The sequence below is a fragment of the Methylobacterium sp. genome (genome assembly GCF_019745455.1).
In the GTDB taxonomy this organism is placed as follows: Bacteria; Pseudomonadota; Alphaproteobacteria; order Rhizobiales; family Beijerinckiaceae; genus Methylobacterium.
The window spans coordinates 37,888-62,162 of the sequence record NZ_JAIETD010000041.1 but is presented as its reverse complement, the minus strand read 5'-3'; the positions used below and the strand labels follow the sequence as shown (position 1 = coordinate 62,162).

General features: G+C 69.3%; 21 protein-coding genes. 20 read left to right on the top strand and 1 reads right to left on the bottom strand.

What is annotated here, in order from left to right; translation table 11 throughout:
• Positions 1–219: 219 nt before the first annotated feature.
• The 20 genes from bchF to K2Y56_RS09685 all read left to right on the top strand — a co-directional run bounded on the left by bchF (position 220) and on the right by K2Y56_RS09685 (position 22,859).
• On the top strand, positions 220–723 hold the full coding sequence (gene bchF, locus K2Y56_RS09780; RefSeq protein ID WP_292507182.1) for a 2-vinyl bacteriochlorophyllide hydratase: 504 nt from the start codon (positions 220–222) through the stop codon (positions 721–723).
• The gene (locus K2Y56_RS09775) at positions 720–2,018 is read left to right on the top strand and encodes a ferredoxin:protochlorophyllide reductase (ATP-dependent) subunit N (RefSeq protein ID WP_292507181.1); all 1,299 of its coding nucleotides are present in this window, start codon (positions 720–722) and stop codon (positions 2,016–2,018) included. The genes bchF and K2Y56_RS09775 overlap by 4 nt, the downstream gene beginning before the upstream one ends.
• A gap of 4 nt (positions 2,019–2,022) precedes the next feature.
• Positions 2,023–3,660, top strand: a complete 1,638-nt coding sequence (bchB, locus tag K2Y56_RS09770; RefSeq protein ID WP_292507180.1) for a ferredoxin:protochlorophyllide reductase (ATP-dependent) subunit B — start codon at positions 2,023–2,025, stop codon at positions 3,658–3,660.
• On the top strand, positions 3,635–7,345 hold the full coding sequence (locus K2Y56_RS09765) for a magnesium chelatase subunit H (protein WP_292507179.1): 3,711 nt from the start codon (positions 3,635–3,637) through the stop codon (positions 7,343–7,345). Before bchB ends, K2Y56_RS09765 begins: the two co-directional genes overlap by 26 nt.
• A complete protein-coding gene (bchL, locus tag K2Y56_RS09760) occupies positions 7,342–8,235 on the top strand; it encodes a ferredoxin:protochlorophyllide reductase (ATP-dependent) iron-sulfur ATP-binding protein (protein ID WP_292507178.1) in 894 nt (297 codons plus the stop codon). Before K2Y56_RS09765 ends, bchL begins: the two co-directional genes overlap by 4 nt.
• Positions 8,236–8,249: 14 nt before the next feature.
• The gene (gene bchM, locus K2Y56_RS09755) at positions 8,250–8,987 is read left to right on the top strand and encodes a magnesium protoporphyrin IX methyltransferase (RefSeq protein ID WP_292507177.1); all 738 of its coding nucleotides are present in this window, start codon (positions 8,250–8,252) and stop codon (positions 8,985–8,987) included.
• Entirely contained in the window at positions 8,984–10,417 is a 1,434-nt protein-coding gene (locus K2Y56_RS09750; protein WP_292507176.1) for a BCD family MFS transporter, read from the top strand. The genes bchM and K2Y56_RS09750 overlap by 4 nt, the downstream gene beginning before the upstream one ends.
• Positions 10,418–10,498: 81 nt before the next feature.
• Positions 10,499–11,272, top strand: coding sequence for a photosynthetic reaction center subunit H (gene puhA / locus K2Y56_RS09745; RefSeq protein ID WP_292507175.1), 774 nt, complete (start codon positions 10,499–10,501; stop codon positions 11,270–11,272).
• Positions 11,269–11,946 carry a photosynthetic complex putative assembly protein PuhB gene (puhB, locus tag K2Y56_RS09740; RefSeq protein ID WP_292507174.1) on the top strand — a complete coding sequence of 226 codons (678 nt, stop codon included), beginning with the start codon at positions 11,269–11,271 and terminating at the stop codon, positions 11,944–11,946. Before puhA ends, puhB begins: the two co-directional genes overlap by 4 nt.
• A gap of 12 nt (positions 11,947–11,958) precedes the next feature.
• Entirely contained in the window at positions 11,959–12,420 is a 462-nt protein-coding gene (gene puhC, locus K2Y56_RS09735; RefSeq protein ID WP_292507173.1) for a photosynthetic complex assembly protein PuhC, read from the top strand.
• Complete coding sequence (locus K2Y56_RS09730) at positions 12,417–12,725, top strand: hypothetical protein (RefSeq protein ID WP_292507172.1); 309 nt, start codon at positions 12,417–12,419, stop codon at positions 12,723–12,725. The genes puhC and K2Y56_RS09730 overlap by 4 nt, the downstream gene beginning before the upstream one ends.
• Before the next feature lie 8 nt (positions 12,726–12,733).
• Positions 12,734–13,813, top strand: a complete 1,080-nt coding sequence (gene acsF / locus K2Y56_RS09725) for a magnesium-protoporphyrin IX monomethyl ester (oxidative) cyclase (RefSeq protein ID WP_292507274.1) — start codon at positions 12,734–12,736, stop codon at positions 13,811–13,813.
• A 1-nt stretch (position 13,814) separates the two neighbouring features.
• Positions 13,815–14,627: a putative photosynthetic complex assembly protein PuhE gene (gene puhE / locus K2Y56_RS09720; RefSeq protein WP_292507171.1), complete on the top strand. Its 813-nt coding sequence runs from the start codon at positions 13,815–13,817 to the stop codon at positions 14,625–14,627.
• A 145-nt stretch (positions 14,628–14,772) separates the two neighbouring features.
• Positions 14,773–15,990, top strand: a complete 1,218-nt coding sequence (gene hemA / locus K2Y56_RS09715) for a 5-aminolevulinate synthase (RefSeq protein WP_292507170.1) — start codon at positions 14,773–14,775, stop codon at positions 15,988–15,990.
• 196 nt (positions 15,991–16,186) lie between these two features.
• The gene (bchI, locus tag K2Y56_RS09710; protein WP_292507273.1) at positions 16,187–17,203 is read left to right on the top strand and encodes a magnesium chelatase ATPase subunit I; all 1,017 of its coding nucleotides are present in this window, start codon (positions 16,187–16,189) and stop codon (positions 17,201–17,203) included.
• Between the two features lie 16 nt (positions 17,204–17,219).
• Positions 17,220–19,079: a magnesium chelatase subunit D gene (locus K2Y56_RS09705; protein WP_292507169.1), complete on the top strand. Its 1,860-nt coding sequence runs from the start codon at positions 17,220–17,222 to the stop codon at positions 19,077–19,079.
• Positions 19,076–19,987 (top strand): alpha/beta fold hydrolase BchO, encoded by a 912-nt coding sequence (bchO, locus tag K2Y56_RS09700; protein ID WP_292507168.1) that lies wholly within the window; start codon positions 19,076–19,078, stop codon positions 19,985–19,987. The genes K2Y56_RS09705 and bchO overlap by 4 nt, the downstream gene beginning before the upstream one ends.
• A 73-nt stretch (positions 19,988–20,060) precedes the next feature.
• Positions 20,061–21,587 (top strand): phytoene desaturase, encoded by a 1,527-nt coding sequence (locus K2Y56_RS09695; protein WP_292507167.1) that lies wholly within the window; start codon positions 20,061–20,063, stop codon positions 21,585–21,587.
• A gap of 10 nt (positions 21,588–21,597) precedes the next feature.
• On the top strand, positions 21,598–22,653 hold the full coding sequence (locus K2Y56_RS09690; protein ID WP_292507166.1) for a phytoene/squalene synthase family protein: 1,056 nt from the start codon (positions 21,598–21,600) through the stop codon (positions 22,651–22,653).
• The gene (locus K2Y56_RS09685; protein WP_292507165.1) at positions 22,650–22,859 is read left to right on the top strand and encodes a hypothetical protein; all 210 of its coding nucleotides are present in this window, start codon (positions 22,650–22,652) and stop codon (positions 22,857–22,859) included. The genes K2Y56_RS09690 and K2Y56_RS09685 overlap by 4 nt, the downstream gene beginning before the upstream one ends.
• A gap of 87 nt (positions 22,860–22,946) precedes the next feature.
• Here the strand turns inward: K2Y56_RS09685 and K2Y56_RS09680 are convergent, their stop codons facing one another.
• Positions 22,947–24,158 carry an NADP-dependent isocitrate dehydrogenase gene (locus K2Y56_RS09680; protein WP_292507272.1) on the bottom strand — a complete coding sequence of 404 codons (1,212 nt, stop codon included), beginning with the start codon at positions 24,156–24,158 and terminating at the stop codon, positions 22,947–22,949.
• Between the last annotated feature and the right edge of the window lie 117 nt (positions 24,159–24,275).

Here is a 24,275-nt window from a genome sequence, read left to right as displayed (position 1 = left end):
GAAATCCCCGCGCATCCCGTGGCGTTCGGTTAAGCCTGACTTTTCGACGATACGCCTCCTAGGCGATTTGACAACGCTGGATTTGTAACGCGTCGCCGATGCCTGTGTCCAGAGCGATTGACGTAAAGCCAGCTTGACACTCTGCCGGGTGCTTCCTAACCTCCTTCCTCAAGGCAGCCTCCTGATGAGGCGGCCGAGACAAGAGCGGGGGCGGAATCGATGGGTCCATCAAGGGACCAGGCGACACGGCCGCTCTATACGGCGGAGGAGCGCGCCCGGCGCGACGCCAGCCGGTGGACCCTCGTCCAGGGCCTCTTGGCCCCGCTTCAATTCCTCGTGTTCCTTGCAAGCCTCGCCCTCGTGCTTCGCACACTGGCGACGGGTGAAGGCGAATCGGCCGCGACCCTCTCGGTCGTGGTGAAGACCCTCCTCCTCTACGCCATCATGATCACCGGCTCGATCTGGGAGAAGGTGGTGTTCGGGCGGTACCTGTTCGCCCCGGCCTTCTACTGGGAAGACATGGTCAGCATGGCCGTGCTGGCCCTGCACACCGCCTACATCGCCGCCTTAATGTCAGGTCGCCTTGACACGAACGGGCTGATGCTCCTGGCGCTCGCGGCCTACGCAGCCTACGTCGTCAACGCCGCCCAGTTCGTCCTCAAGTTGCGTTCGGCGAGGCTCCAGGCTCCCGCCGCCATCCTCTTCGCGGAGGCGGCGCGATGAACGCCCACGCTCCGCTCACCCGGCTCGACGGCGCCTGTGCCGATCCCGCCGCCGGCGTCACGATCCGGCAGGAGCGGGGCCAGCGCGCCGTGTTCTGCGGCCTCACCGGCATCGTCTGGCTGCACCGGAAGATCCAGGACGCCTTCTTCCTCGTCGTCGGCTCGCGCACCTGCGCCCACCTCATCCAGTCGGCCGCCGGCGTCATGATCTTCGCCGAGCCGCGCTTCGCCACCGCGATCATGGACGAGCGCGATCTCGCCGGGATCGCCGACATGAACGACGAGCTCGACGCGGTGGTCGCCCGCCTGATCGATCGTCGTCCTGACATCCGCCTTCTCTTTCTCGTCGGGTCTTGCCCGTCCGAGGTGATCAAGCTCGATCTCGGCCGCGCCGCACAGCGCCTGTCGCGCAGTTTCGCGCCGAGCGTTCGGGTGCTGAGCTATTCGGGCAGCGGCATCGAGACGACTTTCACCCAGGGCGAGGATGCCTGCCTCGCGTCCCTCGTTCCGGAGATGCCGGTCTCGGCGGCCGATGCCGAGCCCTCGCTCCTCGTCGTCGGGGCACTGGCCGACGTGGTCGAGGACCAGTTCGCCCGGATCTTCGCCGCACTCGGCATCGCACCGGTCCGCTTCCTGCCGGCGCGGAAGGCCGGCGAGATGCCGCCGCTCGGACAGGGCACCCGCTACCTTCTCGCCCAGCCCTTCCTCACCGACACGGCCCGCGCCCTCGAAGAGCGCGGCGCGACTCGCCTCGCCGCCCCGTTCCCCCTCGGTTCGGAAGGCACCACGGCCTGGCTGTGGGCGGCGGCCGAATCCTTCGGCGTGTCGCGCGCGCGTTTCGAATCGGTGGTCGCACCGGGTCAGGCCCGGGCGGCGACGGCGCTCGCGCCCTACCGCCAGCGCCTCGCCGACAAGCGGGTGTTCTTCTTCCCCGATTCGCAGCTCGAGATTCCGCTCGCCCGGTTCTTGTCGCGGGAGATGGGTGCCGAGCTCATCGAGGTCGGCACCCCCTACCTCCATCGCGGCCACCTCGCCGACGAGCTCGCGCTGCTCCCGGCCGGCACCCAGATCGTCGAGGGCCAGAGCCTCGACGACCAGATGGATCGCTGCCGCGAGGCGAAGCCCGACCTGACCGTCTGCGGCCTCGGCCTCGCCAATCCGCTCGAGGCGGAGGGGCTCGCCACCAAGTGGTCGATCGAGCTGCTCTTCACCCCGATCCAGGGCTACGACCAAGCCGGCGACCTCGCCGAGCTGTTCGCCAGGCCCCTCCTGCGCCGCACCCGGCTGGAGGTCTAAGGCCATGCAGCTCACCGTCTGGACCTACGAGGGACCGCCCCATATCGGCGCCATGCGCGTCGCCACCGCCATGCGCGGCCTGCACTACGTGCTGCATGCCCCCCAGGGCGACACCTATGCGGACCTGCTCTTCACGATGATCGAGCGGCGCGATGCGCGCCCGCCGGTCACCTATACGACCTTCCAGGCCCGCGACCTCGGCTCGGACACCGCCGCGATCTTCAAGGACGCGGTCGCTGCGGCCTACGAGCGGTTCAAGCCGCAGGCAATGATCGTCGGCGCTTCCTGCACGGCCGAACTCATTCAGGACGATCCGGGCGGCCTCGCCAAGGCTCTCGCCCTGCCGATCCCGGTGATCCCGCTCGAATTGCCGGCCTATCAGAAGAAAGAGAACTGGGGCGCCTCGGAAACCTTCTACCGGCTGGTGCGGGCGCTGTCTGGACCGCCGCCCGCGGCAGGTATCGAGCGCGAGAGCGCGGACGGTCGGCGCCCCCTTTGTAACATCCTCGGACCGACGGCCCTGGGCTTCCGCCACCGCGACGACCTCGTCGAGATCCGGAGCCTGCTCGAGCGGCTCGGAATCGACGTCAACGTGGTGGCGCCCCTCGGCGCCTCGCCGTCCGATCTCGGACGCCTGCCGGATGCCGACTTCAACGTCGTGCTCTATCCGGAGACCGCCAAGGCCGCCGCGCAGTACCTTCAGAAGACCTTCGGCCAGCCGATGGTCGAGACGGTGCCAATCGGGGTGCAGGCGACGGTTCGGTTCGTCGAGGAGGTGGCGCGGATCGCCGGAATCGATCCGGCGCCGGTGCTGGCCGGCGCTCCGTCGCGGCTGCCCTGGTACTCGCGCTCGGTCGATTCGACCTACCTCACCGGCAAGCGCATCTTCGTCTTCGGCGATGCCACCCATGCGATCGCCATGGCCCGGGTCGCCGCTACCGAACTCGGCTTCAAGGTCGTCGGACTAGGGACTTACTCCCGCGAGTTCGCACGCGAGGTGAGGGCGGAGGCCGCGCTTCACGGCATCGAGGCGACGGTCACGGACGACTACCTCGACGTCGAGGCGGCGATCCAGGCGGCGCAGCCCGAACTCGTCCTCGGCACGCAGATGGAGCGCCATATCGCCAAGCGCCTCGGCGTGCCCTGCGCGGTGATCTCCGCCCCGATCCACGTCCAGGACTTCCCGGCCCGGCACTCGCCGCAGATGGGTTTCGAGGGCGCCAACGTCCTGTTCGATACCCTGGTCCATCCCCTGATGATGGGGCTCGAAGAGCACCTCATCGGCATGTTCCGGGAGGATTCCGAGTTCCACGCCGACGCCGCGCCCTCGCATCTCGGGCGGCACGGCGGAGCTCCGGCCGCAGCTCCCGCGCAGGACGGGCCGGCCCTCGCCGCGCCCTCCATCGAGGTCGGACCGGCCAGTACGGCGCCCGCGCCGCAGAACACCAACACGCCGCAGACACACCAGGACCCCGTCGTCGTCTTCCTGTGGGACGCCGCCGCCGAAAAGGAACTCAAGAAGATCCCGTTCTTCGTGCGCGGCAAGGCCCGCGCGAACACCGAGCGCTTCGCCCGCGAGCGCGCACTCTCCCTCATCACCGTCGAGACATTGTACGATGCCAAAGCGCATTTCGGCCGCTGAGCGCCCGACGCTCCGCATCGTCATCGTGACGATGGACAACCATATGGCGAGTGCCCTCGAGCGCGCCCGCCAGCGCCTTCGCGCCGAGCTCCCCGGCCTCTGCCTCGACTTCCACGCCGCCGCGGAGTGGGACACCAATGCCGGGGCCCTCGCCGAGTGCAAGGCCGACATCGCCCGCGCCGATATCGTGCTCTCGACCATGCTGTTCATGGACGAGCATGTCCGGGCGATCCTGCCGGCGCTCCTCGACCGACGTCCGCATTGCGACGCGATGATCGGCTGCCTCTCGGCCGGCGATGTTGTGAAGACGACCCGACTGAACCGCCTCAATATGGACGGCTCGAAGCGGGGCGCCCTCGACTTCCTGAAGAAGCTGCGCGGCAAGCCCGGCGCCCAGAGCAACGGCGCCCGCCAGATGGCGATGATCCGCAAGCTGCCGAAGATCCTGCGCTTCATCCCCGGCGCGGCGCAGGACGTGCGGGCCTATTTCCTCACCCTGCAATACTGGCTCTCGGGCTCGGACGAGAACATCGCCAACCTCGTGCGCTTCCTCGTCAGTCGCTACGCCGCCGGCCCGCGCCTCGCCTGGCGCGAGATCGCCGCGGCCCCGGCACCGCTGAGCTATCCCGAGACCGGCCTCTACCATCCCCGCATGGCCGACCGCATCGGCGAGAACACCGCCAAGCTGCCGCTGCCGGCAGGACCCGCGAAGGGGCGGGTCGGCCTCCTGGTGATGCGCTCCTACGTGCTGGCCGGAAACACCGCTCACTATGACGGCGTCATCGCCTGCCTTGAGGCCCGTGGCCTCGCCGTCGTCCCGGCCTTCGCCTGCGGGCTCGACAACCGGTCCGCGGTGGATGCCTTCTTCCGCCGCGACGGGCGCCCGGCGGTGGACGCCATCGTCTCGCTCACCGGGTTCTCCCTCGTCGGCGGCCCCGCCTATAACGACGCCGCGGCGGCCGAGAAGGTTCTGGCCGAGCTCGACGTTCCCTACCTCGCCGCCCACGCACTCGAGTTCCAGACCCTGGAGCAGTGGGAAGGCTCCGACCGCGGCCTCTCGCCGGTCGAAGCCACCATGATGGTGGCGATCCCCGAGCTCGACGGCGCCACCGCGCCGATGGTCTATGGCGGCCGCTCCTCACGCTCCCTCGGCGACAGCGCCCGCGACATGCGCGTCCATCCGGAACGGGCCGACATGCTCGCCGCCCGTGTCGAGCGCCTGGTCTCGCTGCGCCGGAAGGACAGAGCCGAGCGCAAGGTCGCGATCGTTCTCTTCGGCTTCCCGCCGAATGCCGGCAGCATCGGCACCGCGGCGTTCCTGTCGGTTTATCAATCGCTCCACAACACCCTCAAGGCCATGAAGGCGGAGGGCTATTCGGTCGAGGTTCCGGCCACGGTCGACGACCTGCGCAACGCCGTGCTCGCCGGGAACTCCGCCCGGTACGGGATGCCGGCCAACGTCCATCACCGCATCGCCGCCGACGACCATGTCCGGCGCGAGCGCCACCTCGCCGAGATCGAGGCGCAATGGGGTCCGGCCCCGGGCCGCCAGAACAGCAACGGGTCGAGCCTGTTCGTGCTCGGAGCCCAGCTCGGCAACGTCTTCGTCGGCGTGCAGCCGGGCTTCGGCTACGAGGGCGACCCGATGCGGCTCCTGTTCGAGCGGGGCTTTGCCCCGACTCACGCCTTCTCGGCCTTCTACCGCTACCTGCGCGAGGATTTCGGCGCCGATGCGGTGCTGCATTTCGGCACCCACGGCGCACTCGAATTCATGCCGGGCAAGCAGACCGGCCTGTCCGATGCCTGCTGGCCGGAGCGCCTGATCGGAGCCCTGCCGAACCTCTACCTCTACGCCGCCAACAACCCCTCCGAGGGCATGATCGCCAAGCGCCGCTCGGCCGCGACCCTGGTGAGCTACCTGACCCCGAGCCTCGCCCAGGCCGGCCTCTATCGCGGGCTGATCGACCTCAAGGCCTCGATCGAGCGCTGGCGCTCCCTGGAGCCCGAGGCGGAAGCCGAGCGCAAGGATCTCGCCGAGCTGATCCAGAGCCAGGCCGGCGCCCTCGACCTCGTCCCGGCGGAGCCGATCTGGGCCGACGATTTGGCGCCGAAGGTGCTCTCCCTCGGCCTCGCCGTGTCCGAACTCGAACACACCCTGATCCCGCACGGTATGCACGTGGTCGGGCAGGGCACGCCGCCCGAGGAGCGGATCGACCTTCTGCTCGCCCTGGCGGAGGCCTCCCATGGCCTCATTCCGGAGCGGGCCGGAATCGCGTCGCTCGTCTCCGGCGAGTCGATCGATGCGGCTTTGGCTGCCGCCGGCCTGCCCCTCGACGAGACCCATCGGGCTGCCTTCGCTTCCTTGCGCGAGACGGACGGGCTGCTCGCCGAGGACTACGAGATCCCGGCCTTGCTGCGGGCCCTCGACGGCCGCTTCATCGCGCCGGTGGCCGGCGGCGACCTCCTGCGCAACCCCGCGGTGCTGCCGACCGGCCGCAACCTCCACGGCTTCGATCCCTACCGCCTGCCCTCCGCCTTTGCGGTGGCCGACGGCACCCGCCAGGTCGCCAGGCTCCTCGCCCGCTACCGCGACGAGGGCGCGCCGGTCCCCGAGAGCATCGCGCTCGTCCTGTGGGGCACCGACAACCTCAAGAGCGAGGGCGGCCCGATCGCCCAGGCTCTCGCGCTGATCGGCGCCGCGCCGCGCTTCGACGGCTACGGCCGCCTCTGCGGCGCCAGCCTGATCCCCCTGGAGACGCTCGGCCGTCCGCGCATCGACGTGGTCGTGACCCTCTCGGGCATCTTTCGCGATCTCCTGCCCTTGCAAACGAAGCTTCTCGCCGAAGCCTCCTATCTCGCCGCGATCGCGGACGAGCCGGCTGAGCAGAACTTCGTCCGCAAGCACACCCTCGCGCACATGGTCGAGCACGGCATCGACATCGAGACGGCGGCGCTCCGGGTCTTCTCGAACGCCGAGGGCACCTACGGCGCCAACGTCAACAGCCTCGTCGAATCCGGCCGCTGGGAGGACGAGGACGAGATCTCCGAGACCTTCTCGCGCCGCAAGTCCTTCGCGTATGGCCGCAACGGCAAGCCGGCGGCGCAGCGGGCCCTGATGGCGAGCGTGCTCGCCAAGGTCGACCTGGCCTACCAGAACCTCGACTCGGTCGAGGTCGGCGTCACATCCGTCGACCATTACTTCGACGGTCTGGGCGGAATGGGCCGGGCGGTGGCGAAAGCCAAGGGCGAGGCCGTGCCGATCTTCATCAGCGACCAGACCCGCGGCGAGGGCAAGGTCCGCTCCCTCGAGGAGCAGGTCTCGCTCGAGACCCGCACCCGCATGCTCAACCCGAAATGGACCGAGGGCATGCTGGGCCACGGCTACGAGGGCGTGCGCCAGATCGAGGCGCATCTCACCAACACCATGGGCTGGTCGGCGACCTCCAACGCCGTCGCGCCCTGGGTCTACCAGCGCATCACCGAGACCTACGTCCTCGACCCCGAGATGCGGGAACGGATGGCGGCCCTCAACCCCACGGCGTCGGCCAAGGTCGCGCAGCGGCTCATCGAAGCGCACCAGCGCGGCTTTTGGACCCCCGATGCGGAGACGCGAGACGCGCTCGACCGTGCCGAGGAGGAACTCGAAGACCGTGTCGAAGGCATCACAACAGGAGTGGCCGCATGAACATCGCGATCCGGAATCCCATCGCGAGTCGCCAGCCGGAAGGCAGCGTCCAGGTCGAGCTCGACCCCACCCTCAAGATCGGAACCGCCAAGGTCTTCGCCGTTTACGGCAAGGGTGGCATCGGCAAGTCGACGACCTCGTCGAACCTGTCGGTGGCCTTCTCGAAGCTCGGCAAGCGCGTGCTGCAGATCGGCTGCGATCCGAAGCACGATTCGACCTTCACGCTGACGAAGCGCCTCGCGCCCACCGTCATCGATGCCCTGGAGGCGGTGCAGTTTCACTCCGAGGAGCTGCGCGTCGAGGACTTCGTGGCCGAAGGCTATAACGGCGTCATGTGCGTCGAGGCCGGCGGCCCCCCCGCAGGAACCGGGTGCGGCGGCTACGTCGTCGGCCAGACGGTGAAGCTCCTCAAGGAGCATCACCTTCTCGAGGACACCGACGTCGTCATCTTCGACGTCCTCGGCGACGTCGTCTGCGGCGGCTTCGCCTCGCCGCTCCAGCACGCCGACCAGGCGCTGATCGTCACCGCCAACGACTTCGACTCGATCTTCGCGATGAACCGCATCGTCGCCGCGATCCACTCGAAATCGAAGAACTATCCGGTCCGGCTCGGTGGCGTCATCGCCAACCGCTCGGCCAAGACCGACGAGATCGATCGCTTCAACGCGGCCGTCGGCCTGGAGCGGATCGCCCACTTCCCCGACCTCGACGTGGTCCGGCGCTCGCGCCTCAAGAAGTCGACCCTGTTCGAGATGGAGCCGACGCCGGAGCTGATCGCGGTGACGGACGAGTACATGCGCCTCGCCGCCCATCTTTGGGCCGGCGGCAAGCCGCTCTCGGCGATGCCGATGAAGGACCGCGACCTGTTCGAATTCCTCGGCTTCGATTGAGCGGAGACGACACCATGACCACCGCCTCCTACGCCGAGCGGCGCACGCAGCTCACCACCTATTTCGACCGCACCGCGGCCGATGCCTGGGCGCGGCTCACCTCCGACGCCCCGGTCTCCAAGATCCGCGCCACTGTGCGGGCCGGGCGCGACACGATGCGCTCGACCCTGCTGTCCTGGCTGCCCGCCGACCTCACCGGCCTGCGCATCTTGGACGCCGGCTGCGGCACCGGCGCGCTCAGCATCGAGGCGGCCCAGCGCGGCGCCGAGGTGGTGGCGATCGACGTCTCCCCGACCCTGGTCGGCCTCGCCAAGGAGCGGGCCGACGCGATCCTGGGACCGGGCCGCGTCGATTTCCGGGTCGGCGACATGCTCGATCCCTGGCTCGGCCGCTTCGACCACATCGTCGCGATGGATTCGCTGATCCACTACAACGCCGCCGACATCGCGCGGGCGCTCGCCGAGCTCGGCCTGCGCACCGACGGCTCGGTGGTGTTCACGGTGGCGCCGCGCACCGCGCTCCTCACGGTGATGCACGCGGCGGGCAAGCTCTTCCCAAAGGCCGACCGGGCGCCCGCGATCGTGCCCATCACCGAGGGCGCGCTGCGCCGGCGGATCGGCCAGGAGGCCGTCCTGAACGGCTTCACGGTCGGGCGGACGCACCGGGTCAATAGCGGCTTCTACCTGTCGAACGCGATCGAGCTGAAGCGTGTCACCCCTTCCTGGCCGAAGGGAGGAGAGCGCGCGCAATGAGCATCGGCGCTCCCATCACCCGTGCCCTGATGCGGCTCGGCCCCGGCATCCTGCCCTTCGCGGACGCGGCGACTGCCGAGTTGCCGATGGGCCGGCTCCTGCGTCTGGCCCTCTTCCAGGTGACCGTCGGCATGGCCGCGGTGCTGCTCATCGGCACGCTCAACCGGGTGATGATCGTCGAGCTCGACGTGCCGGCCTGGATCGTCGCCGTGATGCTGTCGCTGCCGCTCGTCTTCGCACCCTTGCGGGCGCTCGTCGGCTTCAAGTCCGACACCCATCGCTCGATGCTCGGCTGGCGGCGGGTTCCCTACATCTGGTTCGGAACGCTGCTGCAATTCGGCGGCCTCGCGATCATGCCGTTCTCGCTGCTGATCCTGTCGGGCGACACCACCGGACCGGCCTGGCCGGGCCATGTGGCGGCGGCGCTCGCTTTCGTCATGGTCGGAGCGGGGCTCCACACCACGCAGACGGTGGGCCTCGCCCTCGCCACCGACCTCGCCCCCGCCCATGCCCGTCCCAAGGTGGTCGCGCTCCTTTGCGCCATGCTGCTCGTCGGGATGGTGGTGAGCGCCGTCGTCTTCGGCCTTGCCCTCGCCAATTTCTCGCCCGTGCGGCTGATCCAGGTGATCCAGGGCGCGGCCCTCGTCACCCTGGTGCTCAACGGCATCGCCCTGTGGAAGCAGGAGCCGCGCGATCCCTCGCGGACGGCGAGGTCCGCGCCGCGCCCGGCCTTCTCGGAATCCTGGGCGGCCTATGCGGGCAGCGGCCTCGCCCGCCGTCGCCTCGTGGCCACCGGGCTCGGCACTGCCGCCTTCTCGATGCAGGACATCCTCCTCGAACCCTATGGCGGCCAGATCCTGCGCCTGCCGGTCGCGGCGACCACGGCGCTCACCGCGCTGCTGGCCCTGGGCGGCGGCATCGGCCTCTACCTGGCGGCACGCTGGCTCAACCGGGGAGGGGACCCATTCCGTGTCGCCGCCTCCGGCGCGGTGGTCGGTATCGCGGCGTTCTCGGCGGTGGTCTTCGCCGCTCCGCTCTTTTCGGCACAGCTCTTCGCGTCCGGCGTCCTGCTGATCGGCCTCGGCGGCGGGCTCTTCGCCCACGGCACGCTCACCGCCTCGATGGCGAAGGCCGGGCCGGAGGAGATCGGCCTCGCGCTGGGCGCCTGGGGCGCGGTGCAGGCGAGTGCCGCCGGCGTCGCCATCGCGGCGAGCGGCATCCTGCGCGACGTCACCTCGCATCTCGCCCTCTCGGGGGCGCTCGGCGAGGCCCTGAACGATCCGGCCACCGGCTACCTGGTGGTCTACCACATCGAGATCGCTCTGCTTTTCGCGACCCTCGTGGCGATCGGCCCGCTGGTGCGGGATCACGCCGCCCGCCGGCCGGGGGCACTCGCCCTGGCCGCGGCCCACCCGAATCCATCACGCTGATGATCAGGTTCAGCAGCAACTTTTCCAAAAAGTGGCGTCCACTTTTCGGGTCCGTGTCCGAGAGAGCCAGGAGGAAATCCGATGCCAAGAGGTGAATTGACCGGCTACATCGACGTGGCGCAGGTCGTCCTGTACGCGTTCTGGATCTTCTTCGCGGGCCTCGTCTTCTACCTGCGCCGCGAGGACCGCCGCGAGGGTTATCCCCTCGAGAACGAGGTCGCGGGCCGCCTGAAGCGCCCCGACCCGATCCTGATCCCGGATCCGAAATTCTTCTACCTTTCCAATGGCGAGGTGAAGTCTGCGCCGCAGACCGACACGCAGCCGGCTCGGAACTACAAGGGCTACAAGCGCGAGATCTGGCCCGGCGCGCCGATGGAGCCCGAGGGCGACGGGATGCACGACGCGATCGGTCCCGGCGCCTATGTGGACCGCGACGACCATCACGACCGCACCTGGGACGGCGAGTACCGCATCGTTCCGCTGCGGGTCGCCCACCACTTCGTCGTCCATGAATCCGGCCCGAACCCGATCGGCCGCGAGGTCGTCGGCGCCGACCGCAAGGTCGCCGGTACGGTGGCGGACCTCTGGGTCGACCGCGGCGAATCGATGATCCGCTACTACGAGGTCGAACTCGCCGAGGGCGGCCGCCGCGTGCTGATGCCCAACACCTTCTGCAAGCTCGCGCTGTTCACGGGCGTCGTTCAGACGGAAGCTTTGCTGGCGCATCAATTCGCCGACATCCCCGGCACCAAGGATCCCGATTCGGTGACCCTCTACGAGGAGGAGCGGATCATGGCGTTCTTCGGCGCCGGCACCCTCTACGCCACCCCCTACCGCCAGGAGGCGATCCTGTGAGCAAATCGGTGAGCCTGCCCCCGAACGCCTTCGACGCACCGCCCGGCCTGCCGGGTCCCCTGCCGGCTGGCGAGCACATCCTCTGGCAAGGCCGGCCCTGCGCCTTCGGAATCACCTTCCGGGCGCTCCATGTCGGGCTCGTCGCCGCCTGGTTCGCCGGCCTCGCCGCCTTCGCCGGCCTGCCGTACATCGCCGCAGGCGATCTCGTGGGGGCGGCGATCACCGTCGGCCCGACCCTGGGGCTCGGCGCCGGCGCCATCGCGCTCCTCGCCCTGATCGGCTGGCTGTCGGTCCGCACCACCACCTACACGATCACGAACCGGCGGGTCGTCATGCGCGTCGGCATCGCCCTGCCGATGACCCTGAACCTGCCCTTTGCCCTCATCGAGACCGCCGGCCTGCGCCGGTTCCGCGACGGCAGCGGCGATCTCCCGATCCGGTTGCGTTCTGGCAACCGAGTGGCCTACCTTCACCTCTGGCCGCACGCGCGGCCCTGGCATGTCAGCCGGCCCGAGCCGATGCTGCGCGCGATCCCGGATGCCGGGACCGTGGCGGCGATCTTAGGCAGGGCCATCGCCGCCTCGCTGGAACAACAAGAAGAGGCGGTAAGCCCGGTGATCGTCTCGCGCCACCGCGGCGCGTCCCGTCCACCGCGCCTCGCCGCCGCGAGCTAGGGAGAGGGTCCGATGAAGGACGGGGCCGAGGCTGGCCCGATTCCCCGCCTGCTCCTGATGGGAGCGGCAGGGCTGATCGGTTTCACGGTGCTGGCGGTGGCGGTCGGCCGCGAGGGCGGCGTCGGCCTCACGGCGATGCCGCCGGCCCAGGTGGTCAAGGCCGTGGAGATCCGCGCCGACGATCAGGACGACGGCTCCATCACGATCCGCGACGACCGCAGCGGCGCGCTCCTCGCCCGCGTCGAGCCGGGGCAGGACAATTTCATCCGCGCGACCCTGCGGGGCTTCGCGCAGTCGCGTCTCCGGGAAGGCTTGACCCGTGAGAAGCCGTTCCGCCTGACCCGCTACGACGACGGCAGCCTCGAACTCGACGACGTGGTCACCGGCCGCAAGGTCAATCTCGGGGCCTTCGGCTCCACCAACGCACAGGCCTTTGCCCGGCTGATGCCTGCGGATGCGGGGGTGGTGCGATGATCGGTTGGGCCATGGCGCTCGGGCGGCGCACCGTCGAGGTGCCCTGCACCGTCGAGATCGAGCAGACGCCCGAGAGCCTTCATGCTCACGTCACCCTCGATGCCGCCTTCGAGATCGAACCCGGTGACGAGGTCCAGGTCCACGATTCCCCGACCTCGGTCCCGTATGGCGAGCGCCTCGTCGTCGCGCGCAAGGCCACCGTGACGCGGGCCGGACCGATCGAGCGGATCTGGACCAAGCTCGCCGGCCATCTCGAACTCACCGAGCTTTACGAAGTCAGCTTTTCAGAGAGGAGGCGCCTGTGAACGTCTCGATCCAGCATCAGACATCCAAGGGGGCTCAGCCGAAGTACCCGCTCAACGAGGGCACCAAGGCCGCGCAGGAGACGACCTTCCTGTCCCCGCGCTTCTACACCACCGATTTCGTCGAGCTCGACCGCACCGATGTCGAGCCCGTACGCGAGCAATGGGACATTCTCATCGCCGAGCTGAAGGCCGATCCGAACAAGCGCCACTTCATCCGCAACGAGGAGTTCGACATCGACATGTCGGGCCTCGATCCGGATCTGCGCAAGGAGTTCATGGACTTCCTGGTCTCGTCGATCACCGCCGAGTTCTCGGGCTGCGTGCTCTATGCCGAGATGCGCAAACGGGCCAAGAACCCCGATATCCGCGAGCTGTTCGGCCTCATGAGCCGCGACGAGGCACGCCATGCCGGCTTCATCAACGACGTGCTCAAGGATTTCGGCATCGGCGTCGACCTCGGATTTCTCACCAAGTCGAAGAAGTACACCTTCTTCCGGCCGAAATTCATCTTCTACGCGACCTACCTCTCCGAGAAGATCGGCTACGCCCGCTACATCACGATCTTCCGCGAGCTCGAGAAGAACCCGGACAAGCGCTTCCACCCGATCTTCAAGTGGTTCGAGAAGTGGTGCAACGACGAGTTCCGCCACGGCGAGGCCTTCGCCCTGCTGATGCGGGCGAACCCGAAGCTGACGACGGGCGTCAACCGCTACTGGATCAAGTTCTTCCTGCTCGCGGTCTTCGCGACGATGTATGTGCGCGACCATTGCCGGCCGCATTTCCACAAGGCGCTCGGCGTCGATCCGACGGAGTACGACTTCAAGGTCTTCCAGATCACGTCCGACATCTCGAAGCAGACGTTCCCCCTGACGCTCGACCTCGACAATCCGCGGTTCAAGGCGGCTTTGGACCGGCTGCTGGCCTGCTCGAACGGCATCGCCGACGCCAAGGCGCAGGGCGGGATCGTCGGCAAGATCAAGCACGGCGCCTGGATCGCGGCCTCGGCGATCAACTTCGTGCGGCTCTACGCCATCCCCACCATCGACAACCCGATGCCCGCCGAGATCCGCCTCGAGCCGGTCTGGTAGCGTGGGCGCCTATGCGGTCCCGGCGCTCTACGCGATCGTGGTCTGGTGGTTCTCCACCGGCCTGATCCTGCTCCTCGACCTCAAGCCGCGGCATACCCACCCGTGGAGCATGGCGGCGGCGACCGTGGTGCTCGCCGGGGCCATCTGGGCCATCGCCAAGAGCGCATCCGACGCGAGCGAGACCGGGGCCTACATCGCCTTCACCGGCGCGCTGCTGGTCTGGGGCTGGCAGGAGATGAGCTACTATATGGGCTTCGTCTCCGGCCCGCGCACCACCGGATGCCCGCCGGGCACGCGGGGCTTTGCCAAGTTCCGGGCGGCGGCGGCCACGAGCCTGTGGCACGAGGCAGCGATCGTCGCCGGGGCGCTCGCGATCCTGGGCATGACCTGGGACGAGCCCAACCGATTCGCGCTCTGGACCTACCTCGTCCTGTGGGGGATGAACCTCTCGGCGCGGCTCAACATGTTCCTTGGGGTCCGCAACCTCAACGCCGAATTCCTGCCGGCGCACCTGAGTTACCTGTCCTGCTTCCTGACACGTAAGCCGATGAATCTGCTGTTCCCGGTGTCCGTGAGCGTCGGTACGGCGCTCACCGTAGCGATCGGGATCGCCGCCCTGGATGACCTCGCCATGCCGCACGAGGTCGTGGGCCTCACCATCCTGACCACGATGGTGGCGCTCGCCACCCTGGAGCATTGGTTCCTCATGCTGCCGCTGCCGGCCGCTGCCCTGTGGAACTGGAGCCTTCCGGCTGCCAAGGCGACGCCGTCGTCCTCCGAGGCCGCTCCCCTCGCCTCCCGCGACGTCCCGTAGAATTTCGCCGCTTGTGCACCGCGCCCGCAGGCCTTTTTCAGGTCGGGCAAAAAAGTGCTGGCAAAATCGAGTTCTGGAATTATTGTCATCGAATAGCGTCAAGCTAGGTTGACACAAACAGCCGCTCGGTGGGGAAGGGAATGCCATGAACTACGAGACATTCTTCGGTGACGCACTGGATGGCCTGCACCGCGAGGGCCGCTACCGGGTCTTCACCGATCTCGAACGTCACAATGGCCGGTTCCCTCACGCGACCCATCACGCCCCAGGTGGCGAGCGTCCCGTCACCGTCTGGTGCTCCAACGACTATCTCGGCATGGGCCAGAACCCGGTGGTGCTCGGCGCCATGCACGAGGCGCTCGACCGCTGCGGCGCCGGGGCAGGCGGCACCCGCAACATCTCGGGCACCAACCATTACCACGTGCTGCTCGAGCAGGAGCTCGCCGACCTCCACCGCAAGGAGGCGGCGCTCCTTTTCACCTCGGGCTACGTCTCGAACTGGGCGGCGCTCGGCACCCTCGCGGGCAAGCTCCCCGGCTGCGTCGTGCTCTCGGACGAGGGCAATCATGCCTCGATGATCGAGGGCATCAAGGCCTCCAGGGCCGAGCGCCACATCTTCCGCCACAACGACCCGGAGGATCTCGACCGCAAGCTCCGCCTGATCGATCCGTCACGGCCGAAGCTCGTCGCCTTCGAATCGGTCTACTCGATGGATGGCGACATCGCCCCCATCGCCGAGATCTGCGACGTGGCGGAAGCGCACGGCGCGCTCACCTATCTCGACGAGGTCCATGCGGTCGGCCTCTACGGGACACGCGGCGGCGGCATCTCCGAACGCGAGGGCCTCGCCCACCGTCTCGACGTCATCGAGGGCACCCTCGGCAAGGCTTTCGCCGTCCATGGCGGCTACATCACGGGTTCGACCAAGCTCTGCGACTTCGTCCGCAGCTTCGCCTCGGGCTTCATCTTCACGACCTCGCTGCCCCCGGCCGTGGCTGCCGGTGCCGCGGCAAGCATCCGCCACCTCAAGCAGAGCGGCACCGAGCGCGCCCGGCATCAGGAGCGGGTCGCGCAGGTGAGGGCACGCCTCGACGCAGCCGACATCCCCTACCTGCCGAACGACAGCCACATCGTGCCGGTGATGGTCGGCGATCCCGTGCTGTGCAAGGCGATCTCCGACACGCTGCTCGACGAGTTCGGCATCTACGTCCAGCCGATCAACTATCCGACGGTTCCGCGCGGCACCGAGCGCCTGCGCATCACCCCATCTCCGCTGCACAGCGACGCCGATATCGAGCACCTCGTGGGCGCGCTCTCGGCGATCTGGGGCCGGATGGGCGTGCAGCGCGCGGCGGCGGAATGATCAGAACCCTCCCCCCTCTGCGGGGGAGGGTGCCTCGCGGATGCGAGGCGGGAGAGGGGATCGCGACCGCTCCGAAGAAGGCAGTGCTCCCCTCATCCGACCCGCTTCGCGGGCCACCTTCTCCCGCGGAGGGGAGAAGGCTATGCAGAGGCGGCCGCCCGGCATCCCCGACCCGTTCAAGAGCATTCGCATCAGCGTGACCACCTTCCCCTTCTCGGCCATCGTCGGACAGGACGAGATGCGCCGCGCGCTGCTGATCGCCGCCGTCGACCCATCCGTCGGCGGCGTCCTGGTGTTCGGCGACCGCGGCACCGGCAAATCCACCGCGATCCGAGGGCTGGCTGCCCTGCTGCCGAAGATGAAGGCGGTGGTCGGCTGCCCCTATTCCTGCGATCCCGCCAAGCCGGCGGAGGGCTGTCCCCATTGTGCGATGGCAGCGGGCAAGCGCGTCTCGCACCTCGTCCCCGTCCCCGTCATCGACCTGCCGCTCGGCGCCACCGAGGACCGGGTCGTCGGCGCCCTCGACCTCGAGCGCGCCCTGACGCTCGGCGAGAAGGCGTTCGAGCCCGGGCTGCTGGCGCGGGCCAATCGCGGCTTTCTCTATATCGACGAGGTCAACCTCCTCGACGACCACCTCGTCGACCTGCTCCTCGACGTGGCGGCTTCGGGAATCAATACCGTCGAGCGCGAGGGATTGAGCGTGCGCCATCCCGCCCGCTTCGTCCTCGTCGGCTCCGGCAACCCGGAGGAGGGGGAACTGCGGCCCCAGCTCCTCGACCGCTTCGGCCTCGCCGTCGAGGTGACGACGCCGACCGATCTCCCGACCCGCATCGACGTCGTGCGCCGCCGCGATGCCTACGAGCGCGACCCGGCCGGGTTCTGCGCCGCCTACGAGAAGGCGGACGGCGCCATCCGCAAGCAGCTCACCGCCGCCCGTACGCGCCTGGCCACCCTCACCGTCCCGGACGAGACCCTGGAGGCGGCCGCCCGCCTCTGCCTCACGCTGGGAACCGACGGGTTGCGCGGCGAGCTCACCCTGATGCGCACGGCCCGCGCGCTCGCGGCCTTCGAGGGCGCCGGGACGGTGGGGATCGACCATCTCACCCGCATCGCGCCCTCCGCCTTGAGGCACCGCCTGCGCCGCAACCCCCTCGACGAATCGGGCTCGACCGCGCGGGTGGCGAAGGCTGTCGCCGAGGTGTTCGGGCCGTGAGGGGGACGGCTCCTCGATGAGCGATCCCTGGCACGACGCCCTGCGCGTCGCCCGCCTCGTCGCGGAAGATCCCCATGGCTGCGGCGGCGTGCTGGTTCGGGCGGGAGCGGGGCCCGTGCGGGATGCCTGGCTCCAAACCCTGCGCGACGCCTTTCCTCGCGACGCGCCATGGCGAAAACTGCCCGGCGGCATCGCCGACGACCGGCTGATCGGCGGGCTCGACCTCGCCGCGACCCTGAGCGCCGGCCGACCGGTATCGCAGCGCGGGTTGCTCGCCGAGGCCGATGGCGGCCTGGTCGTCGTTCCCATGGCCGAGCGCCTGCCCGCCGGCACCGCCGCGCGCCTCGCCGCCGCCCTCGATACCGGAACCGTGCGGGTGGAGCGCGAAGGCCTCGCCGAAACCCGCGCCGCCCGATTCGGGCTCATCCTTCTCGACGAAGGCATCGGCGAGGACGAGCGGGCGCCGGAGGTGCTGGCGGAACGGCTGGCGTTCCGGATCGATCTCACGGCGGTGAGCTGGCGGGATACTCACGTCCACTCTTCCGACAGGGCTAGCAGTCCGGCACATTTGTCCCGATCGCCACCTCATCCCGAGGTGCCCGCGTCAGCGGGCCTCGAAGGAGGGCTCCAGGGCCCGATGCGCTCCCTCGACGCCTCCGCTTCGATACGGCACCTCGGGATGAGGGCGGAAGGGACGGGAGAAGGGTCCGGCGAGGACGCCGTCGCCGCCCTGTGCCAAGTGGCCGCCGCGCTCGGCGTGATGTCCCTGCGTGGGCCGCTGCTGGCCGCCCGCGTCGCCCGGATCGCCGGGCGGCTCGGGGGCAGGGACGCGCCGGTGGAGGCCGACACGATCGAGGCGGCTCGCCTCGTCCTGGCGCCGCGCGCCACGCGCCTGCCTCCATCGCCAGAGGACGCCGAACAGCCGCCGGAGGAGCCCGCAGAGAAATCCGGCCCGGATCCAGCCGACGGCGAGGCTTCGGCCGACAGCGACAACCAGACCACCACGGCCCTCGACGAGCGGGTGGTCGAGGCGGCGCGCGCCGCGATCCCCGCCGGCCTGTTGGCGCAGCTCATGGGCGGCCCGCGCCCGCGTGCCCCCAAGGCCGGCCGCATCGGTGCCGCCGCGGCGTCCGCGCGAAGCGGACGTCCGGCGGGCTCGCGCCCCGGCGATCCCCGCAGCGGCCGCCTCGCCCTCGTCGAGACCCTGCGCGCCGCCGCTCCGTGGCAGCGTCTCAGACGCCAGGACGGCGAGGGGCGGCGCATCAAGGTGCGGCCCGAGGATATCCGCCTCACCCGGTTCAAGCTGCGCACCGAGACGACCACGATCTTCGCCGTCGACGCCTCCGGCTCGGCCACCCTCGAACGGCTGGCCGAGGCCAAGGGCGCCGTCGAGCTCCTGCTCGCCGAGGCCTATATCCGCCGCGACAAGGTCGCCCTCGTCGCTTTCCGCGGGAGCGGGGCCGAGCTCGTTCTGCCCCCGACCCGCTCGCTGGTCCGGGCGAAACGCGGCCTCTCCGCGCTGCCGGGCGGAGGCGGCACGCCGCTGGCCAGCGGCCTCGACGTCGCGACGCAGGTGGCCTTGAGCGTCCGGCGCGGTGGGGGAACGCCGGTCCTGGTGATGCTCACCGATGGGCGCGCCAATATCGCGCGCTCGGGCGAGCCGGGCCGTGCCAAGGCCGGGGCCGATGCGCTGGGCGCCGCCGCCGCCTTCCGCGCCACCGGCATTCGGGCGATCTTCATCGACACTTCGGCTCGGCCGCAGGAATCCGCCCGGCGCCTCGCCGCTGCCATGGATGCCCGCTACCTCGCCCTGCCCTATGCCGATGCCGGGCAGGTCAGCGGCGCCGTCAAGGCCCTCGGCGAGGAGGCGCGATGAGCGATCGCCCGAACTGGGAGCGGGACGGCGGCGACTGGCCGAACCGCAGCGCCAGCCGTTTCGTCGAGGCGGCCGGCCTGCGCTGGCACATTCAGGAGATGGGGCCTGAGCAGGCACCGACCCTCCTCCTCGTCCACGGCACGGGCGCGGCGACCCATTCCTGGCGTGCCCTGGCGCCGCTGCTGGCCAAGGACTTCCACGTCCTCGCCCTCGACTTGCCGGGCCACGGCTTCACCGATCCGCTGCCGTCCGGCCGGCTCTCGCTGCCTGGCATGGCCGCTGCGCTCGGGAGCCTTCTCGACGCGCTCGGCGTCGCCCCGGCCATCATGGTCGGGCATTCGGCGGGGGCAGCGATCCTGGCGCGGATGTGCCTCGACGGCCGTTCGGCCCCGCGCCTCCTCGTCGCCCTGAACGGCGCCTTGGCCCCGTTCCCGGGCCTCGCCTCGGTGCTGTTCCCGAGTCTGGCGCGGATGCTGTTCCTCAACCCGGTCACGCCGCGCATCTTCGCATGGAGCGCCGACCAGCCGGCGGTGGAGCGCCTGATCCGCGGCACCGGCTCGCGCCTCGACGCTCAGGGCCTCGACCTCTACCGCCGCCTGTTCCGGTTTCCCGGCCATGTGGCGGGGGCGCTCGGCATGATGGCGAACTGGAACCTCGCCGCCCTCGACCGCGACCTGCCGCGCCTCGCGGTGCCGACGCTGCTCATCGTTGGCGGGACCGACAAGGCGATCGCGCCCGAGACCGCCTTCAGCGTGCAGAAGCGCATTCCCGGCGCCAAGGTGGAGCTGCTGCGCAACCTCGGCCATCTCGCCCACGAAGAGGCGCCGGACATGGTTGCGGGCGTCATCGTGAATGCGGCGCGAGGGGCAGGGGTCCTTTCAGTGCATGACCCGGCAGATCTTCAGTAGGCGGTGATCACATCGGCCTTTCGGTCGAAAACACCCCTTGCGCCAGGGAATTTGACACTGATAGTGTCAGCTTATGTTGACACTCGCCGACATGCCCTCCGCCCAGACGTCGCCCCGGACCAAGCCCCATGCCGTGGTGATCGGCAGCGGGTTCGGCGGGCTCGCCGCCGCCATCCGCCTCGGAAGCCGGGGCTACCGCGTGACGGTGCTGGAGCGCCTCGATCAGACAGGCGGCCGGGCACGCGTCCACCGGCAGGACGGCTTCACCTTCGATGCCGGCCCGACCATCGTCACCGCGCCGTTCCTGTTCGAGGAGCTCTGGACGCTCTGCGGCCGGCGGATGGAGGACGACGTCACCTTGGCGCCGATGCTGCCCTTCTACCGCATCCGCTTCGAGGACGGCGCCACCTTCGACTATAGCGGCGACAAGGCGGCGATGCGGGCCGAGGTGGCGCGGTTCTCACCCGAGGATGTCGCCGGCTATGAGCGCTTCATGGAGCGCAGCCGCGAGATCTGCGAGCTCGGCTTCGAGCAGCTCGGCCACGTGCCCTTCGGAAAGGTCACCGACATGCTGCGGATCGCCCCGGCGCTCCTGCGCCTGCAGGGCCATCGCAGCGTCTACGACGTGGTGGCCAGCTACATCCGCGACGAGCGCCTGCGCACGATCTTCAGTTTCCACCCGCTCCTCATCGGCGGCAGCCCGTTCCGGGCGAGCGCGATCTACTGCCTGATTGCCCATCTCGAACGGCGATGGGGCGTCCATTTCGCGCTGGGCGGCACCGGCCGGCTGGTGGACGGCCTCGTCGGCCTCATCAAAGGGCAGGGCGGCGCCCTGCGCTGCGGGGCCGACGTGGCGCAGATCCGGGTGGAGGCGGGCAAGGCCCGCGGCGTGACCCTCACCGGCGGCGAGCGGATCGACGCCGACATCGTGGTCTCCAACGCCGATTCCGCCTTCACCTACAAGCACCTGCTACCGCCCGGCCGTCGGCGCTGGAGCGAGTCGAAGTTGAAGAAGGCCCATTCCTCCATGGGCCTGTTCGTCTGGTATTTCGGGACCAACCGGAAATACGGGGACGTCGCCCACCACACCATCATGATGGGGCCGCGCTATCGCGGGCTGATCGACGACATCTTTCGAAAAAAGCATCTGGCGAAGGATTTCAGCCTCTACCTGCATCGGCCGACCGCCACCGACCCGCTGCTCGCGCCGCCCGGATGCGACGCGTTCTACGTGCTCTCGCCGGTGCCGAACCTCGATGGTGGCCAAGATTGGAGCGTCGAGGCGGAGCCCTACCGCCAGGCCATCGAACGCCATCTCGAAGCGACCCTGCTGCCCGGCCTGTCGGAGGCCCTGGTGACCTCCAAGGTGACGACGCCCCAGGATTTCGCCACCGACTTCCTCAGCATCCGCGGCTCCGGTTTCGGCCTCGAACCGGTGCTGACGCAATCGGCATGGTTCCGGCCGCACAACGCGTCGGAAGATGTCGCCAACCTCTATCTCGTCGGCGCCGGCACCCATCCGGGTGCGGGCCTGCCTGGCGTCCTCTCCTCTGCCAGAGTCCTCGATTCCGTGGTGCCGGATGCTCGTGTCTTCGCTTGATGGTGGTTCGATGACGCGGTCCCATGCCGGGGCCGCCGACCATGCCGCCTGCCGCGCGGCGATCCGCACCGGCTCCCGCAGCTTCTTCGCCGCCTCGGCCTTGCTTCCCGCCAGCGTCAGGCGCCCGGCCTACGGGCTCTACGCCTTCTGCCGCCTCTCCGACGACGCCGTGGACGAGACGGCGCAGCAGAACCGCGCCGCCGCCGTAGCCCGGCTCTCCGAGCGGCTCTCGCTCGCCTATTCCGGCCGTCCGCGCGATGCGGCCGCCGACCGGGCCCTCGCCGACATCGTCGCCGAGTTCGAGATCCCGCAGGCGCTTCCCGCCGCCCTGATCGAGGGCCTGTCCTGGGACGCGCAGGGCCGGCGCTACGAGACGCTCTCGGACCTCACCGCCTATGCGGCGAGGGTCGCGGCGAGCGTCGGCGCGATGATGACGCTGATCATGGGTGCGCGCGACCGCCTCGTCCTGGCGCGGGCCTGCGACCTCGGCCTCGCCATGCAGCTCACCAACATCGCCCGCGACGTCGGCGAGGATGCGAGAGCCGGGCGCCTCTACCTGCCGCTGGCCTGGCTGCGCGAGGCGGGCATCGACCCCGACGCGTTCCTCGCCGATCCCGTTCTCACGCCGGAACTCCAGGGCCTCGTCGCCCGGCTCCTCGCCGTGGCGGACGCGCTCTATGAGCGGGCGGAGGCGGGCATCGCCGAATTGCCATCGGGCTGCCGCCCGGCGATCCGTGCCGCGAGGCTTATCTATGCCGAGATCGGGCGCGATCTCGAACGGGCTGGCCACGATTCGATCGGCCGCCGCGCCAGGGTACCGGGCCGGCGCAAGGCCGTCCTGATGGCGCGGGCGCTGTTCCCCTTGAGCGAAGCGAGGATCTGCGCCGAACCGGCCTTGCCGGAGGTCGCCTTCCTCGTCGAGGCGGTACGCCCGCCGGAGGAAGCGCCCCGTACGGTGCCCTGGTGGAACTTCCCCGGACAGGTCGTGCGCGTCCTCGACCTTATCGAGGTGCTGCGCGAGCGTGATGCCTTCGCCCGCGAGGGGGCCTCGCCCCTCTCGCCGTGACGGACCCGATCGTCGCCTTCTTCGATATCGGGCTCGTCTTCTCGATCCCGCTCGGCCTGGCGATCTGGCAGCTCGTGGTGCTCAAGCGCAGCATGAGGCGGGATCGGGAGGAGGCGGAGCGAGCCTCCACCTGTGACCCTCCCCCCTCTGCGGGGAAGGGTGCCTGCGAAGCAGGCGGGAGAGGGGACCGCGACCCGTCCGGATAATCCGGTGCTCCCCTCTCCCGACCCGCTACGCGGGCCACCCTCTCCCGCAGAGGGGAGAGGGGTATCCGCGCTGAATGTCGGCTGTTCTCACGCCATCGCGGTCTTCAGGTGCTCGTCGACCTTGTCGAGGAAGCCCGTGGTGGAGAGCCACTTCTGGTCCGGCCCGACGAGGAGGGCGAGGTCCTTCGTCATGAAGCCCTTCTCGACCGTGTCGACGCAGACCGTCTCGAGGGTCGTGGCGAACTTCGCCAGATCCGCGTTGCCGTCGAGCTTGGCCCGGTGGGCGAGGCCGCGGCTCCAGGCGAAGATCGACGCGATGGAGTTGGTCGAGGTCTCCTTGCCCTTCTGGTGCTCGCGGTAGTGCCGCGTCACCGTGCCGTGGGCGGCCTCGGCCTCCACGGTCCGGCCGTCGGGGGTGAGCAGCACCGAGGTCATCAGGCCGAGGGAGCCGAAGCCCTGCGCGACCGTGTCGGACTGGACGTCGCCGTCGTAGTTCTTGCAGGCCCAGACGTAGCCGCCCGACCATTTCAGCGCCGAGGCGACCATGTCGTCGATCAGGCGGTGCTCGTAGGTGATGCCGAGGGCGGTGAAACGCGACTTGAACTCGGCCTCGTACACCTCCTCGAACAGGTCCTTGAAGCGGCCGTCATAGGCCTTGAGGATCGTGTTCTTGGTCGAGAGATAGACCGGGTACTTGCGGTTCAGGCCGTAATTGAGCGAGGCGCGGGCAAAGTCGCGGATCGAGTCGTCGAGGTTGTACATCGCCTGGGCGATGCCGGGAGAGGGGAACCTGAATACCTCCTTCTCGATGACCGTGCCGTCCTCGCCCTCGAACTTGATCGTCAGCCGGCCCTTGCCCGGCACCTTGAAGTCGGTCGCCTTGTACTGGTCGCCATAGGCGTGGCGCCCGACCACGATCGGCTGGGTCCAGCCCGGCACGAGGCGCGGCACGTTCTTGCAGATGATCGGCTCGCGGAAGATGACGCCGCCGAGGATGTTGCGGATCGTGCCGTTGGGCGACTTCCACATTTCCTTGAGGTTGAATTCCTTCACCCGCGCCTCGTCGGGCGTGATGGTGGCGCATTTCACGCCGACGCCATGGCGCTTAATCGCGTTGGCCGCATCGATCGTGACCTGGTCGTTGGTGGCGTCGCGGTGCTCGACACCCAGGTCGTAATAGTCGAGGTCGAGGTCGAGATAGGGGTGGATCAGCTTGTTCTTGATCTCGCTCCAGATGATGCGGGTCATCTCGTCGCCGTCGAGTTCGACGACCGGGTTCGCGACCTTGATCTTCGACATGATCCTCAGAGCCTTTCTCACCGCGCGGCCGGTGAGGCCGCGCTCCCGCGTGGCGCGGTCATAGCGCGGCGCAACAGGACGCGAAACCCGTGCCCGTGACAGATCGCGGCCGGCGTC